Origin of the sequence: Marivirga atlantica, assembly GCF_016734805.1 — a bacterium.
Classification (GTDB): domain Bacteria; phylum Bacteroidota; class Bacteroidia; order Cytophagales; family Cyclobacteriaceae; genus Marivirga; species Marivirga atlantica.
This window is the reverse complement of the sequence record NZ_JAERQG010000004.1, coordinates 261,439-279,062: the sequence shown is the minus strand read 5'-3', so window position 1 is coordinate 279,062 and position 17,624 is coordinate 261,439. Positions and strand designations below refer to the sequence as shown.

Genomic DNA, 17,624 nt, shown 5'->3' with positions numbered 1-17,624 from the left:
TCAATTCAACACCAATAGCCTTTATTTTATCTCCTGGCAAAGTTCTACTAACACGCCATTAGTTGTTTTTGGGTGAAGAAAGCATACAAGTTTATTGTCAGCCCCCTTTTTGGGCTGCTCATTTAAAATTTGAAATCCTTCCCTGCTAAGGCGTTTCATTTCGGCTTTAATGTCAGCTACTTCGTAGGCAATATGATGAATGCCTTCCCCTTTTTTAGACAGAAACTTAGCAATAGCGCTATCTTCGTTGGTGGCTTCTAATAATTCTATCTTCGTTTCACCCATCTTAAAGAATGAAGTAGTCACTCCTTCACTTGCTACTGCTTCTTGCTTATAAGGTTTACTGTTAAATAATTTAGTAAATAGCTCATTAGATTCTTCTAAATTCTTTACTGCTATACCTATATGTTCTACCTTAAGCATTGTTTAGTGTGTTAGTGTCAGAGAATTATTAACTTTGCAAAGTTGCAGAAACTTTTTGACGGATAAAAAAGTTGCATGCTTTAGATAGCACCTAATTTTAATTAAGAGAAGAAGATGGAAACATCAAGCGATATACATGTTGAAAGTGCCAAAATACAGCGTGAGATAAAGAATTATCTTGGAGTGAATAGTGGTGAACTGGTTTTTGAGTACAGCACTATTGATGGTAAACAAAAACTTGACTTAATCACAATTAACCCGAGGCACAGTCAATCGTTTTTATTTCATTCAGAGTTAGGATTTGATAAAGTGGAAGTGTTAAAGAAAATGCTTGATTATGTAAAGAATTACAGAGATCAGGAAAGTTCTTACACCATACAGTGGATGGCGAAAGATGAAAAGGAATTACATACTTCTTATTTTAGGGCTAGCAATATATTAGACAGTTTAGATAAACTCTATTACGGTAGAGATCGTAATACCATTACAGTGTTCAGTGTAGTACTTAACCCTGTTTCTTAAATAATACTAATTATGATTACAGTTACTGATAAAGCAAAAGATAGATTAGCCTCATTGAAAGTTGAGGAAGGACATACACCAAAGCATAATGTGCGTGTTTCAGTTAAAGGAGGAGGTTGTTCAGGTTTAATGTATGATTTAAGCTTTGATGACCAGATAACTGAGAAGGACGAAGTGTTTGAAGATAAGGGCATCAAGCTTTTAGTAGACAAAAAGAGTATGCTTTATCTTTTAGGAACAACTTTAGATTTTACCGATGGATTGAATGGTAAAGGATTTCATTTTGTGAATCCTAATGCCACCAGAACCTGTGGTTGTGGTGAAAGTTTTTCTATATAAATATTATGGATACTAAATAAAAAAAGGAGCTGATTTTTCAGCTCCTTTTTTGTTTACTTGTAATCCTAAGTTTTAATAAGCCCTTACTTCTTTGCCTTCCATAAAGTTGACGAAAGCTCTGTTAACTACTTTGTTACCTCCTAAAGTAGGGAACTCACCTGTGAAGTACCAGTCTCCCAAATGTTGAGGACATGCCTTGTGAAGATTATCCACTGTTTGATAAATTACTTCAACCTCAGCATTAATTGAATCGGTTTTTATCAACTCTGCAATTTTAGCAGAAATCTGCTCATAACTGAACGGAGCAAAAACTTCTTTCACGTGATTTTCGGAGTTATCTGTATTCAGACATTTCTGATATACATCCTCCAGAATGTTTTCCTGCTTGGTTTCTTTTAATAAGGATAATACTGCTCTGAAGGCTATAAACTCCCTCATTTTTGACATGTCGATACCATAACAATCAGGGAAACGGATTTGTGGTGCGGATGAAACTATGATAATTTTCTTTGGCTCCAACCTATCCAACATTTTAAGAATACTTTTCTCCAGGGTTGTGCCTCGTACAATAGAATCATCAATGACCACGACTGTATCAACTCCCTTCTTAATAACCTCATATGTGGTGTCATATACATGCGCTACTAATTCATCTCTGTGTTCATCATCAGTAATGAAAGTTCTTAACTTAGCATCTTTGATTACCAGTTTTTCAACGCGAGGTCTGAATGATAAGAGCTTTTCTAAATCTTCATCATTCTCTCTTTTACTTTTCAGCTCTTCAAGTTGTCTTTTGGCTAAATGTTGCTCCATGCCTTCCATCATACCAAGAAAAGAAGTTTCAGCTGTATTAGGTATGTAAGAGAAGACGGTATTTTCTAAATCGTAATCAATGGATTCTAGAATTTGTGGTATAAGCAGTTTCCCGAGCTGCTTACGCTCAGCATAAATTTGAGGGTCTGATCCTCTTGAGAAATAAATTCGCTCAAAACTGCATGATTTTCTTTCAAGCGGTTTGATGAACTCTTCCATTTTATAATCGCCTTCTTTATCAATTATTAGAGCATGTGCAGGCTTAATCTCCTGAATATCTTCATAGTTAACATTGAAGGCAGTTTTAATGGCGGTTTTTTCAGATGCAACTACAACAACTTCATCATCCACATAATAGTGAGCCGGCCTGATACCTGAGGGATCTCGTGCTACAAAAGCATGACCTGCACCAGTGATACCTGCCATGGCGTAACCTCCATCAAAATCTTTGCACGCACGTTTTAACACACTTAGCAAATCAAGCTTATCTTCAATTATCTTGGTGATTTCGGCATTTGTAGTATCCTGCTTTTTGTATTCATCAAAAATTCTTTGGTTTTCCTCATCAAGAAAATGGCCTATTTTCTCCATAACGGTAACTGTGTCAACCTTTTCTTTCGGGTGCTGACCTAGCTCTGTTAAAATATCAAAAAGCTCCTCAACATTGGTCATGTTAAAGTTTCCTGCTACCATTAGACTACGGTTCTTCCAATTATTTTGACGTAACATTGGATGGCAGTTCTCAATAGCATTTTTTCCGTGTGTACCGTAACGTAAATGCCCGAGCCAAACCTCACCAGTAAAAGCACTGTTTTGTTTTAACCATTCAGCATTGTTAAACCACTTGCCACCCTCTTCGCGGGCTTTTTTGTATTTCTTAGAAATCTTCTTGAAAATCTGAGTGACAGGCTGCGAATCTACTGAACGGTAGCGACTGATATAGCGATGTCCTGGCTCAACATCGAGCTTGATGTTACCTACTCCAGCACCATCTTGTCCACGGTTATGCTGTTTTTCCATCAATAAATAAAGCTTATTCATTGCATAGAGCGGGCCATACTTATCAATGTAAAACTGCAAAGGTTTTCTAAGCCTTATTAGGGCAATTCCGCACTCGTGTTTTATGCTGTCACTCATATAGTTTGATTTTGAATTGTAAAGTTAAGCCTATTAAAGTTTTTGTTCAATTATTTTATGCACACAAAGATGATACTTGAAATAATACAAGTAATAAATTCGATTATTAATTCATTTTTTACGGTGTAAAGTAAAAATATGCCTAGTTTTTAAAACAGAATTAAGTTTATCTTTGGCTAAGTAGTTATTCTTGAATAATATTAGAAAAGGATCAGACATACTGATTAAAAAATTATAACCAAGCGTGCGCAAATCACTAATAATCTTATTTGCTCTCATTACAATCATAGGCATTAAAGAGTCAAGTGCAGATACTTCATTTGATTCTTTGATGAGCTTTTATAATGCAAAACTTGATTACTATGCTGATTCTCCTTTATCAGAACGTTCTTTTGATCAAAAATTAGACTCTATAAACATTCAGTTAGAGGGTGTTTCAAGCATCAGAGGGAAAGATATTCTTAGCATACTTGATTTTGTTGCGGGTGCAGAAAGGCTCGGAAAGCATAAAATATGTAGAAGATTGCTCAAAAGAGTACTATTGCTCACCAAACCTGAGTCAATTGAAAGAAGCTTTGTTTATTTCAAAATTGGTATGATGAGCAAATACCTTTCTGAAACCATTCCTGCGCTTGAGAATTACTTAAAAGCATCCTTAATACTCGAGGAAGAGATGGATCATTTTGGATTGACGCATGTATACATCAATATTTCTCTGATTAACTATGAAAGTACTAACAATGAAATTGCTTTAGAATACGCTGAATTAGCTCGGGTTAACCTAATGGAATATGGAGTTTCTTCCAGAACCGATTCAGCTACTCTGGGCTTGATTTACAGTGTAAAAGGAATAGTAAACAGAAGACTTCAAAAATATGAAGATGCTCTTAATAATGTTGATAAAGCAATACAAATAAATCAGGCCTTTGGTGATTCTGTACGTGTTGCTATCTCAAAAGGTAATAAGGCTGTAATCTTCTACGAAACTGGTGATTTTGCTGCAGCAGAACCATTGTTGCGAAATGACTATATCACAAGCTTGAAAAATGGAGTTAAAAGTAGTGCATTTAACGCTGGGATAACGCTTTGTAACATTTACCTGGAAAATGATGAACCGCAGAAACTTGATACATTATTCAGTAAAATATCCTCAATGAAGGAAAACGAGGAAATAAACTTTAACAACAGGCAACTGCTGGCATATTATAAACTGGCGGCTGATGTTTTTGAGAATGAAGAAAATGATTCTTTGTCCAAGGAGTATTTAACTAAATACATTTCAATTGATAAAAAGATAGATTCTATTAAGAAAATTAATGATGTTGGCAGACTCCAGGAGAAGTATCTCATGGAAAAAGAAATCACTAAGTTAGAACTTCTTCAAAAAACTAATGAGCTACAAGCTTCTCATCTTAAACTAAGAACAGCACTATTATTTATTATTGGTTTTGCCTTTTTGGTAGTATTGTGGTATGTCTATGTTTTACGTCATAAAAACAGAAAAATAGATAGGCTTAATGAAATGTTAGAAGCAAAGGTTTCAGAGAGAACAACAAGACTTCTTGAAATTAACAAAGAGTTAGATAACTACCTGTATAGAGCCTCACATGATATTAGAAGGCCAATAAGAACTTTGTTAGGATTGAATAATGTAATGAAGTTTACTGATGATCCGAGCGAACTTAAGATGTTGTTTACTAAAGTTCATGATACGGCCATGAATATGGATGAAATGCTATTTAAGCTGCAGATGGCATATGAGCTTAATAATAATCATTCGTTAGAAACAGTCCAGGTAGAGGAAGTAATTAATGATAGCATTCGTGACCAAAAAAGACTAATTGACTATAAGCAGGCAGAAATTCATATTAAAATATCAGAAAAGGCTAAGGAGCTAAGGGCTAATGCTGCTTTAATTAAGATAGCAATAGACAATATGCTTGAAAATGCACTGATCTATCATAACGAAGATGTTAGACCTGAAATAGAAATTACAACAGACATTGGTAAATATTTCTTCTATATTCATATACAGGATAATGGGTATGGTATTGATGAAAACTACCATGAAAAGGTATTTGAATCTTACTTCAAAATAAGCAATAAAACACAGGGCTCAGGGCTGGGCTTATTTCTGGCACATCGGGCAATTACCTATCTGGCAGGTGAAATTGCAATTGAATCCGTAATAAATGAAGGCACCAAGTTTACAATCAAACTACCTATCAATCCCAGATAGGATACTTCTCTAGCTTAATTAAATCCTGAAAGAACATCTTTGCAGAGCTTTCGAAAGATTTGGTAATATCTGATACCAAAAATCTGTCATTACCTTCATGTTTATCAGCCAAAAGATTTTCATTAGCCAAAAAAGTCTTGAGAGCTTTCGCTACTATAGAGGCAGAGTCTAGAATGTCTACTTTTCCATTCAGTAATTCATCAATTTCCCTTTTAACCAAGGGGTAATGTGTACAACCTAAAATTAGGGCTTCTATACCCTTAAGAGTAGCATCATTCAAGTAAGTATTGATAATTTCATGGCTAATTTTATTCTCGAAGAAACCTTCTTCAATCATAGGTACTAATAAGGGTGTAGCTAAACTGCTTAAATCTACGGAGGCATTTAATTGCTTAATCTTTTGCTCGTAAATGCCTGAGTTTACTGTTTGCTTAGTTCCAATTAAGCCTACTTTCTTATTGCTGTAATGCACTGCAGTATATTTTACAACTGGATCAATTACGTTAAAAACCTTTGCTTTAGAACCCACATATTCCTTCACAAGATCAAAAGCAGCAGCAGAGGCAGAATTGCAGGCAATCAATATGAGTTTGCACCCCTGCTGAAGTAATACGTCAGTAACTTTTACTGAATAGGCTTGAATAGCAGCTGCTGACTTATCACCATAGGGTAAATGTGCAATATCACCAAAGTATATTATTCTTTCTTCAGGAAGTATTTCTCTTACCTTATGTGCAACAGTAAGCCCGCCAATGCCTGAATCAAAAATACCTATGGGTGAACTAGAATTAATACTCATACTACAAATATGATTTGATTGTGGCAAAAACACAGTATTGTGGAAGTTCTTTTTATTTCTTTAAATAAATTGATTTGAGGCGGTCTGATTAATGTTCAGGTAATCAGCGGGTTGAGTAAATGATTAAAATTTTTTAATGAGGTGTGTAACTTTTTAGAAACATGAGCTTCTTCTATATACAAAGGCATTAAAAAAGAATAATTAAATTTAATAGCTGAGAATAAAGGTAGCCATGAGTGAAGAAATATATTTTAAGAACACCTTTTTGAGTATGAAGCAAAAGCTATTTCGCTTTGCCTATTACTACCTCAAAGAAGCTGAGGCTGCCGAAGATGCTTTGCAAGATGCTCTTTTGAAAATTTGGGATAAACGTGCTGATTGGTCAGGTATTAAAAATGAGGAGGCATGGAGCATGATGGTAGTTAAAAATATTTGCCTTGATAGGTTACGCAAGCTATCAAATGCAAGAAAGCATCAAAACAGAATGCTCATTGATGACAGGGATGAGAGAGACCCTAATAGAATTTCAGTGTGGCAGGATCAATGGCAGGTAATGAATGAAGTAGTGAAAACCTTAAATAATAACCAGAGAATGGTTTTTAAGCTTAGGGATATCGAAGGTCATTCTTATAAAGAAATATCTGATTTACTCGATTTGTCAGATGCCCAAGTGAAGACAGAACTTTTTAGGGCAAGAAAGAAATTGAAAACATGCATGTTAAAAATAAACAATTATGGAATTGGAAGGACTGAATCGGTTGCTTGAGAAGTATTGGGAAGGTCAACTCTCGGATAAGGAGGAAGACCAATTTAAAGCAGATTTGCTTGATAATTACGATGCTTTAAGCGGGGAGCTTAAGGAACTAGCCGACTGGTTTAACAGTACAGCTTCTTTTAAAGAATCATTACAGTTAGATGATGATTTTGATGACAACATTATGGCTAAGATTCAGGAAAGAAAATCAGAATCTAAGGATAGCTGGAACTGGTGGAAAGTAGCGGCAGCCATTTTAGTGATTATAACTTTGAGTTATACTGCTATTGTAATTCCACAGCAAAAAGAGAAAGATAAACTGGCTTTAGATAATACACAGCAAACGCCCGAAATGGCCTTTGAAGAAACTAAAGCAACACTGGCACTCATGGCCTCAATGATGAATAATGGTAAAGCTCAGTTAGAATCTTTAGAGTTATTTAAAGTGGCTCAGGATAAGATTAAGAACAAGTTTGAAAAAGAAAACAACAAAAAAGAGAACTCATAAATTAAACAACAAAACAGATGAAAAAGGTAATAGTAATAGTAGCATTTTGCTTGTTAGGTAACATAGCATTTGCGCAGAACTCAGAGTTTATAAACTTCTATAACAAGTATTCAACAAATCAGGACTTTACAGTGGTTTCTGTTAATGAAAGAATGATTTCTTTATTCAGTAACCTGGAAGCTGATAACCCTGAAGATCAGGCAGCACTAGATGCAGTTTCAAAAATTAAAGGGATTAAGTTGATTGCTAATCAGAAAACCAATAAGTCATCAGCACTTTACGGTGAAGCTAAAAAAGCTTTTGAAAGAGGTTACGATGAGTTAATGGTAGTGAGAGACAAAGACTCCAATATGCAATTCCTTATCAAGGAAAGCGGTGGTAAAATCAGTGAATTAGTGATGCTGGTAGGTAGTGATAGTAGCTTTGTAGCAGCAAGCATTTACGGAGATATAGATCTTAAACAAATGTCTAAAATGGGTAAAAGTCTTAACATTTCAGGAATGGAAAACCTGAAACAGTTGGAAGACATGGATGAATAATATTTAAAACTATCTATATTTAAGCAAAGGCTGGGCTTTTAACAAGTTCAGCCATTTGCTATTTTTTTATTTAAGAACCTATGAACAAAAAAAGCTACTACCTTTTCATTTTATCACTTTTGCTGTTGGGCTCCTGTAGCCAAAAATCTGAAAATCCAATTTCAGAATTAAAAGAGAAGAGAATACACTCACTAAATCTTTATTTGTACCCAAGCACCATTAGAATGGTTAATTTGGGAAATGACACAACCTTTTACCAGGCCACCAAGAATATTGAAAGAATTCATTATCTGTCTGTTGATTTAAGCAAGGATTCAAACGATAGTACATATCAGGCTTGGTTTGCCGAACAGAATTTCTCAGAATGGGATGAATTGTTTCAGGCATCCTCAAATGGTAGCTTAACCGCTATTTATGCTCCGCAAGAGTCAGATGATCAATATTTTGCCTATATAAAAACAGCTGATGGCGTAAATCTGATTTGGGCTGAAGGGAGAATCGATTTAAATAAAGTTGTGAAGTTGATGAATAGCCCTTTAAATCTTGGCCCAATCAGTAATTTTCTGGATGATAAAAGTAAGAAGGAAAAAAGAAGCGAAATCTGGAAGAAAGCGCGCGAAGAACAAAAACGTATTGAGCAGCAAGAAGACTCAATCAAAAACCAGGAAAAAATAGCTCAATAAAAATGTCGGAAACTATTTTAGAAATATCAGGTCTATCCAAAAGGTATGGCCGCATTCAGGCTGTTAATCAGCTAGATTTACAAGTTCAAAAAGGAAGCGTTTTTGGTTTGCTAGGACCAAATGGTTCAGGTAAGAGCACCACACTCGGGATTTTATTAGGTGTTACCCAAAAAGATAGCGGTGATTATAAGTGGTTTGGTCAGGAGCCAACTGCGGAATCACGAAAGCGCATAGGCGCAATTCTTGAGAGTCCTACGTTTTATCCTTATTTATCTGCCCGACAGAACCTCAACATAGTTTCTGAAATCAAGAATGTGGAAAGAAGCAGAATAAATGAGGTGCTAACACAAGTGGGCTTAATTGAGAGAGCTGACTATCCATTTAAAACTTTCTCTTTAGGAATGAAGCAGCGCTTAGCCATAGCATCAGCCTTATTGGCCGATCCTGAACTACTTATATTGGATGAGCCTACAAACGGACTAGATCCACAAGGTATTGCTGAAATAAGAGAGTTGATAATTGATATAGCCAAAAGTGGTAAAACCATTATTCTGGCAAGCCATCTCCTTGATGAAGTTCAAAAAGTATGTACTGATTTTGCTGTATTAAAAACAGGGAATAAGATTTTTCAGGGCAGTGTTGCAGAAAGTTTGTCCGGAAATGATGGAGTTGAACTTTCTTCTGATAATATGGAGCAGCTTCAAAAACTCTGCAATAACTATAAAAACTCATTCAGAATAAGTACCAATAATTTAGGACGTATCGTGATGAGTTTTAAAGAAGAGGAAGATATCAGCCAATTCCATAAATACCTCATCGATAACGGGGTGGTGCTTACTCACTTAAGCTACATCAGCAAATCTTTAGAGAAACAATTTTTAGAACTCCTTTCAGCCTAATAAACATGCTTCAATTATTAAAAATAGAGTGGTTAAAACTTAAGAATTATAAAACTTTTATAAGGCTTGCGATAGTTTATTATTTATTGCTACTACTAGTTTTATGCAGTGTACAACTAGTTCTTAGCTGGATGCAAAGCCAGGGGATGGAGTTTCAAGGTATTTCACCTGACATTATTCCATTTTATGATTTCCCGGATGTTTGGCAAAACTTAGCTTACCTCGCTAGTTACCTTAAATTCTTCTTAGCCTTTATAGTAATAATTTCTGTAACTAATGAATATAGTTATAGAACCATCAGGCAAAACATCATTGATGGGATGTCACCCAAAAGCTTCTTAATATCCAAGCAATTAATGATTTTAGCTTTTAGCGTGATTAACGTTGCTATACTTTGGCTTGCAGGTACTATAATGGGAGTGGCAAATGCCTCTACTTTTGAAGGCCATCTGTATTTTATGGGCTCAGATTTTTTACTTGCTCATTTTATTGAGCTTGTAACATTTCTGAATTTGGCTATGCTTATCTCAATATTAATGAAGAAAGCAGGTTTTGCTATTATTCTTTTATGTTTCTATGGCATTTTTGTTGAGCCAATTGCAGTCGGTATTTTAGGTCACTTTACTGATGATAGTTGGTTTTTAAACCTCTTCCCAATTGAAGCAGTAAATAACCTCGTTCCAGTGCCATTTCAGCGTTATATTTTCATGGAAATTCAGGATTATGTAAGCATACAAAGTGTTATCATTTGTGTGGGTTTGTATTTGATAAGTTTGACAATCAACTATTACATCCTTGTAAAAAAGGATATTGCTTAAGATTCCTAAAAAGTTAAGCTTATTTTAAGATTGAATGAACGACATGTTGGTAATTTAACTTGACCTTAATCTATAAATTTGAGCAATTAATCTAATATAAATAGCACTTCGTGGAGGAGTGCTATTTTTCTTTGAAATTTATAGTAAATGATTTTCCTTCTTACAGGAACTATAAATAATTGAATTACTGCTGTTAAAATAGTTTTAAATTTAATTGATCAGGACATTAAATACATCAGTATTAATTTAAATTACTGATAATCAAATTTTCATCTTCTTATCGGTCTTATTAGTGAGTTTCGCATTGTAAAACAAACCCTTAAAAAAACAATGAAAAACTTACTTGCAAAGTCATTCATGATTATGACAATGGTGGCACTACTAATGTCATGTAATGACGATGAAGACAACCTGGAGCAAATGGAACCAACAGTTTCCATTAATGGAGAACAGTCATTAACGGCTTATCAAAAAAGCACTGTTGAGGTAACAGCTAAAATTTCAGCAAAAAATGGAACTCCTGAAATTACAGCAAATGGTGAGACGCTTAGCTTATCGGCCGATAGTACAGTAACGTATTCGGTAGAAGTACCTTTTAATGCTGAATTAGGTGAGGCAATAGATGTTAAATTCACTGTAAAAAATGGTGATGCTGAAGCTAATCTTGATGTAGCGATCACTGTTGTTCCAAAACCTTTGACAGAATCAGTAACACCGGAAAGTGTTATGCTACTTAACTCTGCAGAGTTTCCTAACATGAAGCTTGAAATGATCATGACTTCAGAGGACATCCTTTACTCTGATTCTTCTTTCGTTTATGGGTCGTATATGGATGGGACAGCACTTTATCCTAATGGAGATGGTACTTTCTCTTTAATCAACAATTTGGAGCGTGATTTTGCTATTGCTAGAATTGTAATGAATGATAAGCTTGAACCATTAACTGGCGAGTATATCGTAAATGCCAATGCAACTGCTTACACGGCACAATGCTCTGGATCTTCCATTACAGAAGAAGAGCACGGTTTTGGACCTTTTTACCTTTCTGGTGGTGAGTGGGGTGGTGCAAATAAAGGTGTTTATCGTATTGATCCTTTTAGAGATGCTTCAAATAGAGATCAGGCCGATAGATTACCTGCACTAGGTGAATGGTCTACAGAAAATGCGGTTGCCATTGGTAAAGATGCCTATTCCGATAAAACTGTTGTATTTATGGGTGATGATGAATCAAACAATACTTACCCTAAAGGTCATTTAGGTATGTATGTTGGTAACAGAGGTGATTTATCTGGCGGTGAGCTTTACGTTTTAAGAGGTAAAGATACAACTGAGAATGTTGGTAATGGTGGTTTGAAATTCGAAATGGGTATGGCAGAAGGTACCAGCTACGATGTTGAGTGGGTAAAAATGTCTGAAAGAACTATTGAAGAATTGAATCAGGAAGCAGCTGATTCAGTGGCTATTGGTTTTCAACGAATTGAAGATATTGATTGGAGAAGAGGCTCTGCATCAAACCAAAGAACTATCTATTTCTGCGTTACAGGAAGAATCAGAAGTGATAATCCAGACCTTGCCAAAAGAGGAACTTCATTAGGTAGAGTTTATAAATTAGAGTTAAACCCTAATGATCCAACAGGAGATGCTAAAATCACTTGTGTTTTGGATGGAGATAAAGTAGGAGGTAAAGCTGATGGCTTCCACTCACCAGACAACATATTGGTAACTGAAAACTATGCTTACATTCAGGAAGATCCTAATGGTTATTTTGCAGCTAACTCAGCTATCGAAGGATGGGCCAAACTGTATCAGTATGATTTAAATAATGGTACTATCAAAACAGTGATGGAGTGTAATGAGAGTGATCCTAGCGTAATAGCCAACTATGGCGGTGGTGGCAAATGGGAAATCACCGGTTTAATTGACGTGACTGATATCATTGGTGCATCAGAACCTACTTTTGTAGGTGGTGTTCAAGTTCATGGCTGGAATAACAGAGATATACCAGGAGCTGTTAGAGCTGATGGCAAACCTTTTAACGATCCTACTGCAATTCCGGCTACAGAGTCAGAAATGGAAGGTTCGTTCCTATTTAAAATTACTGGACTAGATAGATAATTAGTCAAATCAAGAGGAGGTCTTCTTAAAACAAGGCCTCTTCTTTACTCCAACTTTTACCTCCATGCGATATTCTATACTCTCATTCATTATAATTTCGATTATAACTATTTCCTGTTCTGAGGAGAAACCTCAGAAATATACCAGAGATAATGATACTTCTCTTTTTCTTGATGAAGTAAGAGCCTATTACTTCACCACTCTTGACAGTACCATTTACTACCTAAATCAAATGGACACTGCTAACTCGCTCCAAAAAAATCAGAGCTTATTTTTAGAGGTTAGAAAATGGTATAAATATAATGAGCCAATGTTGATGGCTTATGATTACGAAAATTACCTTACTATAAATGGTCCCAATCTTTTAAAAGTAGAGATTGATGATTACACGGACATAAAAAAAATTGAACCTAAAAGCTTACAGGTGGTAGAGGAAATAATTTTTGATGAATCACCTGATCTACAAAAACTTCATAGTACGCTTCAGTTTCTCAAAGTACGCCTGCCTTTTATAAAGAAGAACCATATCATTTATCGACAAAGAGATAAACATCAACTCAAACTAATTAGAGATGCAATTGTGAATATTGCAGCTAAAGGTATCACAGGTTTCGATTCTCCCATGCTTGCTAATTCGTTGAAGGAGGCTGCTTACAATTACCAGTCTATAAGTCAAATTATAACAATCTACAAAGATGGTTTCAATGATAAGTCCATTTACGAAGAGTGGATGTCTAACCTGAAAGAAACAATTACTATACTTGAGAAAGGTGATTTCGATTCATTTGATCGATACGGTTTCATAAAAAACCATACAAATAATCAACTAGCATTAGTTAACAAAACTGCTGACGACTGGGGTGTTGAGCTTAACAAATCGAGAGAGCTTAATCCAAATGCTGAAAATCTGTTCAGTAAAGATTTCCTTAATCTTGAAATGTACGCTTATCAAAAGAATGCTTCTGGAAGTAAGGAGCAAATTAAGCTGGGTAAAGTACTTTTTAATGATGCTAGCCTTTCTCAAAATAAGAATATGAGTTGTGCGAGTTGTCATTTGGCCAACAAAGCATTCACAGATGGTAACCCAAAAGCACTTGGAATTGATGGTAAAGAACTTCAACGAAATACACCAACACTGACTTATGCTGCCTTTCAAAAGAGCTTTTTCTACGATGGCCGATCAGATGGTTTAGAAAACCAGATAGTAAGTGTGGTAAATGCTCCTGATGAATTCCACATGGACTTAAAGGAGGTGGAAAATGTGGTTAAAGCTGATTCAGCCTACAGAAAACTATTCAATGCCGCCTACGCAGGAGAAATTTCTGATCAAAATATTAGAAATGCAATTGCCAATTATGTGAGAGATTTGGCTTCTTTTAACAGTAAGTTCGATAGGAATATGCAGAATATCGAGCAAAGTTTAACCGTATCAGAAATTCAAGGATTTAATTTATTTATGGGCAAAGCAGGCTGTGGCACCTGTCACTTTGCTCCAACTTTTAATGGTACTGTTCCACCTAAATACAATGAAACGGAATTTGAAAACTTAGGCGTTCCTGCCAATGCAAGTTTTACTAATCCTGAGTTAGATGATGATCCTGGCTTATTTTATCCTTACGAGGTAGAAGAAAAGAGACATTTCTTTAAAACATCTACAGTAAGAAATATTGCCTTAACCCCGCCATACATGCATAATGGAGTTTATGAAAGTTTGGAAGAGGTGCTTCAGTTTTATAATGTAGGTGGTGGAGCAGGAATGGGTTTAGATGTGCGCTACCAGACTTTACCGCCTGACTCTCTTAATTTAACTGACAATGAAATAGAGGCAATCATCGCCTTCATGAAAACTTTAACAGATCAACAATTTGAACCTGACAGTTCAAATTTAGAAATCGAATCCCTAAGCTTAAATAACTAGCTATGCCTTTTACGCTGATAAAGAGAAACCTGCAAAGCGATCAAACGATACAGCTTGATTTATCCGTTTTTTCAAGTAGTAGCATGGATAAACTGAGTGCCAAAGAAAAGATTGAAACTTATTTACCTGAAATGGTTTATGGCGCTATAGATGGAATAGTTACAACCTTTGCCGTTGTTGCAGGTGCCGCAGGTGCTCATCTCAGCATTCAGATTGTACTCATTTTAGGGATGGCTAATCTCATTGCTGATGGACTTTCAATGTCAGTTGGTGCTTATTTGGCGAAAAGATCTGAAATTGATAACTACAAAAAGCATTTAAAAAGGCAGCATTATAAAATTGAGCGAGAGCCCTGGCTTGCTAAAAAACATTTGAACCAGATATATGCAGATAAAGGATTTGAAGATGAAGATTTAGAAACCATCACTGGTCAAATTAGAACCAAGAAAGAGCTTTGGGCACATACTTTATTAGTGTATAGACACGAACTGCTGCCTGAAACCAAATCGGCAGTTAAATCTGGTATTTTTACCCTTATTGCCTTTGTTTTAGCAGGAGCTGTTCCTCTTGTTGCTTTTTTATTTACACAACAAAACGCTTCAAACTTCAAACCCTTTACAATTTCAGCATTGTGTGCGGGCGTGGCTTTTGTCTTAATAGGTTGGGCAAAACACTTGCTTACTAAAGGTGGGTTGTTTAAAAGTGTTTTTGAAACATTAGGCTTGGGAGCCATTGCTGCTGCGGCCGCTTACTTCGTTGGTGACCTACTTGAAGGTATGCTTTTTTAATTAATGAAGATTTTTTTGAGCCTATAAAGGCTTACCTAAATGGTAAGCCTTTATAAATTTTAGAGTATTAGAATTTTACCTTCTTCCGGTGCCATAATCAATATTCACGATCACTTCATCTCCATTATACAGATAAGTATTTGATAAGTCATTTGATATGCTAAATGATCGGCTATTGATTCTATTTACATTTCTTACGTAACCAGAACCTCTGTTTTTAATATAGAGATCACCACTCCATTGATATTCATCTCCATATTTACTTCCGCCAATCACCTGAAAACTTGCTCCCTCACCACTTATTTCGTCAAAGGTTGGTTCTACAGCTACTTCAAACCTTTCCTTATAGCCATTGCCTCGATTATAATCGAAGTGATAGTTGATTTCACCAGTGTTCTCGTCAATATTAAATTGAACGTCCGCTTTATAGTGTATTGGTTCAATTATATAAAATTCAGGTTGTTCAATAGAATATTCATATGTGAAATAATCCAGGTTTTCTTTAAATACTATATTTCCATCTTTAGATTTAATAACTTGACTTACAAAATCATAAGTTGTTTCATCAGTTCTTATCCTGTTACTTATATCATAAGTGCCATCAATGAGGAATTCAATATTTATTGAAGGATTAGCCACATAAGGTGATGTGTTATTACTATTATCTAATTGGAATGTCCACGGTGTAGGAAATTCAATTATTTCAAAAGTTGCAGGAGTAATGGGGTCTCCACCTACAAATGATATTGAAGGGTCAATATAATTATCTCCAGGATTCAAAATTTCAAGCATTCTTACCTTGATGTCGTAATCTACAGTACCATAAGCTCGGCTCGAATTATAGTAATAAGAATCAAAGTTTATTTTAATACTATCAACCTCACCATTGCTAAGGTGTCTATATCTTTCTCCAAACCAATCTCGTTCAACAAAGGCAAATTCTAAGCTTTCGTCAAGGGCCTCTTGCGTTATTTCGCCACTATTATTTGTGATAACTGACCCTTCGTATATGTAATAGGAACGTGTTCCCCAGCTCGACTGATAGTAAGCGAGAATATCATAGTTAATGTTGGTATTGGAAGGATAAAAACCTGTACTATCCAGTGTGATTGATTTAATAGCATATTCTCCTTCAGCGTTTACTAGGGCATTTGCACCAGTAGCATCTTCAATTACCACCTCTGGTACAGATTTGTAGCCATTGCCTGATTGAAATTTAAATTTCATTTTGTTCATGTCCTGAATACTACCTCCAGGAAATAGTTGATTAGAAGAAGGTGAGTAATAAGGACTGCCAGATTCAAATAAACGTCTAGGGTGCTTTTTTATATTAGTAACTTGTAGTCCGGCACCTGGTTCAGCTGGTTCAGGAATTATTGTTTTAATACCAGACACAAATGGAATACTTGATGATGTTTCATTAGTTCCAAATGTTGTTAGTACTGAGTCAAGAACTGGTTCGTCAAACTCGTTTAAATACGCAAGCTTTTGTTTTACCTGTAGCTGAGGGATTATCAAATTTATTTGAGTTCCATTTTGACTTGTAGGTACTATAATCTCATATTGTCCATTATCATCAGTTAAATCTTCTCCAAGACCACCTTCAACATTTAAAGAGTACTCTTTAAAAGTAAGTCCTTCACTAACATTGATTATATTACCACTAAAGTCAGCTCGAATCAGTTTATTTTTAAGAACTTCTGATACTTTATTTGTAACATCTGTTTCGATTTTTATTTGGCCTTTAATTTTCGCTGTGTTTTCTCCTTCACCATTTCTATAAAGAGGAATAATAGCTGTTTCACTTTTCGTAATTGGCGTAACAACTCCATCAATTATCTCATAGTTGTATCCTCTTTCAAACTTAAAATCTATAATTCCAAGAGCAGAATAGTATCCTTCTGCTGAAACTTCGATAAAGTTTCCTCCAACAGTTATTCCATCAAAAACAACATTTCCCGAAGCATCGGCATTTTCAGTCATTTCAATAGTTTCACCATTTACTGAAGAAGTCAATTTTACTTGAGCACCATCTATCGGAGTAGTGCCATTTAAGATTTTCATACTTACATTGTAGAAAGCACCGGCATCGTTCAATGTTTGTATTTGTGTTGCTATATTGGCAGAGTCTCTAACATCGTTATTGATATTAATTACGGATGGTTCGGACTCTGTTTCGCTACAAGAAGCGAATACAAATACTGATAGGACTAAAATAATTAGGTAGTTTTTTTTCATATAAAATAACAGTTAAAATATCTCGCGAATAACGTGAAGTTTTTTATAAAAAACCAACTTGTTCGATTAGTAATAGGATAAATTAGTTGGAG

The 17,624-nt window shown here is 35.3% G+C and carries 16 protein-coding genes; 12 read left to right on the top strand and 4 right to left on the bottom strand.

Annotated elements, in window-relative coordinates:
• Positions 1 to 21: 21 nt before the first annotated feature.
• Positions 22 to 423 carry a methylmalonyl-CoA epimerase gene (mce, locus tag JKP34_RS15580; protein ID WP_201923511.1) on the bottom strand — a complete coding sequence of 134 codons (402 nt, stop codon included), beginning with the start codon at positions 421 to 423 and terminating at the stop codon, positions 22 to 24.
• A 114-nt stretch (positions 424 to 537) separates the two neighbouring features.
• On the opposite strand from mce, the gene JKP34_RS15575 reads away from it, so the two are divergent.
• The gene (locus JKP34_RS15575) at positions 538 to 945 is read left to right on the top strand and encodes a hypothetical protein (RefSeq protein ID WP_201923502.1); all 408 of its coding nucleotides are present in this window, start codon (positions 538 to 540) and stop codon (positions 943 to 945) included.
• A gap of 12 nt (positions 946 to 957) precedes the next feature.
• Positions 958 to 1,284: a HesB/IscA family protein gene (locus JKP34_RS15570; RefSeq protein WP_201923500.1), complete on the top strand. Its 327-nt coding sequence runs from the start codon at positions 958 to 960 to the stop codon at positions 1,282 to 1,284.
• Between the two features lie 72 nt (positions 1,285 to 1,356).
• Here the strand turns inward: JKP34_RS15570 and JKP34_RS15565 are convergent, their stop codons facing one another.
• A complete protein-coding gene (locus tag JKP34_RS15565; protein WP_201923497.1) occupies positions 1,357 to 3,234 on the bottom strand; it encodes an amidophosphoribosyltransferase in 1,878 nt (625 codons plus the stop codon).
• 244 nt (positions 3,235 to 3,478) lie between these two features.
• Between JKP34_RS15565 and JKP34_RS18385 the strand changes: the two genes are divergently transcribed.
• Positions 3,479 to 5,473, top strand: a complete 1,995-nt coding sequence (locus JKP34_RS18385) for an ATP-binding protein (RefSeq protein WP_201923495.1) — start codon at positions 3,479 to 3,481, stop codon at positions 5,471 to 5,473.
• On the opposite strand, the gene murI is transcribed toward JKP34_RS18385, so the two are convergent.
• On the bottom strand, positions 5,460 to 6,272 hold the full coding sequence (murI, locus tag JKP34_RS15555) for a glutamate racemase (RefSeq protein WP_201923493.1): 813 nt from the start codon (positions 6,270 to 6,272) through the stop codon (positions 5,460 to 5,462). The genes JKP34_RS18385 and murI overlap by 14 nt on opposite strands.
• Positions 6,273 to 6,543: 271 nt before the next feature.
• Between murI and JKP34_RS15550 the strand changes: the two genes are divergently transcribed.
• The 9 genes from JKP34_RS15550 to JKP34_RS15510 all read left to right on the top strand — a co-directional run bounded on the left by JKP34_RS15550 (position 6,544) and on the right by JKP34_RS15510 (position 15,294).
• Positions 6,544 to 7,038: an RNA polymerase sigma factor gene (locus JKP34_RS15550; RefSeq protein WP_201923491.1), complete on the top strand. Its 495-nt coding sequence runs from the start codon at positions 6,544 to 6,546 to the stop codon at positions 7,036 to 7,038.
• A complete protein-coding gene (locus JKP34_RS15545; RefSeq protein ID WP_201923489.1) occupies positions 7,007 to 7,534 on the top strand; it encodes a hypothetical protein in 528 nt (175 codons plus the stop codon). Before JKP34_RS15550 ends, JKP34_RS15545 begins: the two co-directional genes overlap by 32 nt.
• Before the next feature lie 17 nt (positions 7,535 to 7,551).
• Entirely contained in the window at positions 7,552 to 8,073 is a 522-nt protein-coding gene (locus JKP34_RS15540; RefSeq protein ID WP_201923487.1) for a DUF4252 domain-containing protein, read from the top strand.
• 80 nt (positions 8,074 to 8,153) lie between these two features.
• Positions 8,154 to 8,756 (top strand): DUF4252 domain-containing protein, encoded by a 603-nt coding sequence (locus JKP34_RS15535; RefSeq protein ID WP_201923484.1) that lies wholly within the window; start codon positions 8,154 to 8,156, stop codon positions 8,754 to 8,756.
• Between the two features lie 2 nt (positions 8,757 to 8,758).
• Entirely contained in the window at positions 8,759 to 9,655 is an 897-nt protein-coding gene (locus JKP34_RS15530; RefSeq protein WP_201923482.1) for an ABC transporter ATP-binding protein, read from the top strand.
• Positions 9,656 to 9,660: 5 nt separating this feature from the next.
• Positions 9,661 to 10,473, top strand: coding sequence for an ABC transporter permease (locus JKP34_RS15525; protein ID WP_201923480.1), 813 nt, complete (start codon positions 9,661 to 9,663; stop codon positions 10,471 to 10,473).
• A gap of 330 nt (positions 10,474 to 10,803) precedes the next feature.
• Positions 10,804 to 12,588, top strand: coding sequence for a PhoX family protein (locus tag JKP34_RS15520; RefSeq protein ID WP_201923478.1), 1,785 nt, complete (start codon positions 10,804 to 10,806; stop codon positions 12,586 to 12,588).
• Positions 12,589 to 12,652: 64 nt separating this feature from the next.
• On the top strand, positions 12,653 to 14,506 hold the full coding sequence (locus JKP34_RS15515) for a cytochrome-c peroxidase (protein WP_201923475.1): 1,854 nt from the start codon (positions 12,653 to 12,655) through the stop codon (positions 14,504 to 14,506).
• A gap of 2 nt (positions 14,507 to 14,508) precedes the next feature.
• Positions 14,509 to 15,294, top strand: coding sequence for a VIT1/CCC1 transporter family protein (locus JKP34_RS15510; RefSeq protein ID WP_201923473.1), 786 nt, complete (start codon positions 14,509 to 14,511; stop codon positions 15,292 to 15,294).
• Positions 15,295 to 15,369: 75 nt separating this feature from the next.
• Here the strand turns inward: JKP34_RS15510 and JKP34_RS15505 are convergent, their stop codons facing one another.
• Positions 15,370 to 17,532: a carboxypeptidase-like regulatory domain-containing protein gene (locus JKP34_RS15505; RefSeq protein WP_201923471.1), complete on the bottom strand. Its 2,163-nt coding sequence runs from the start codon at positions 17,530 to 17,532 to the stop codon at positions 15,370 to 15,372.
• Positions 17,533 to 17,624: the final 92 nt, after the last annotated feature.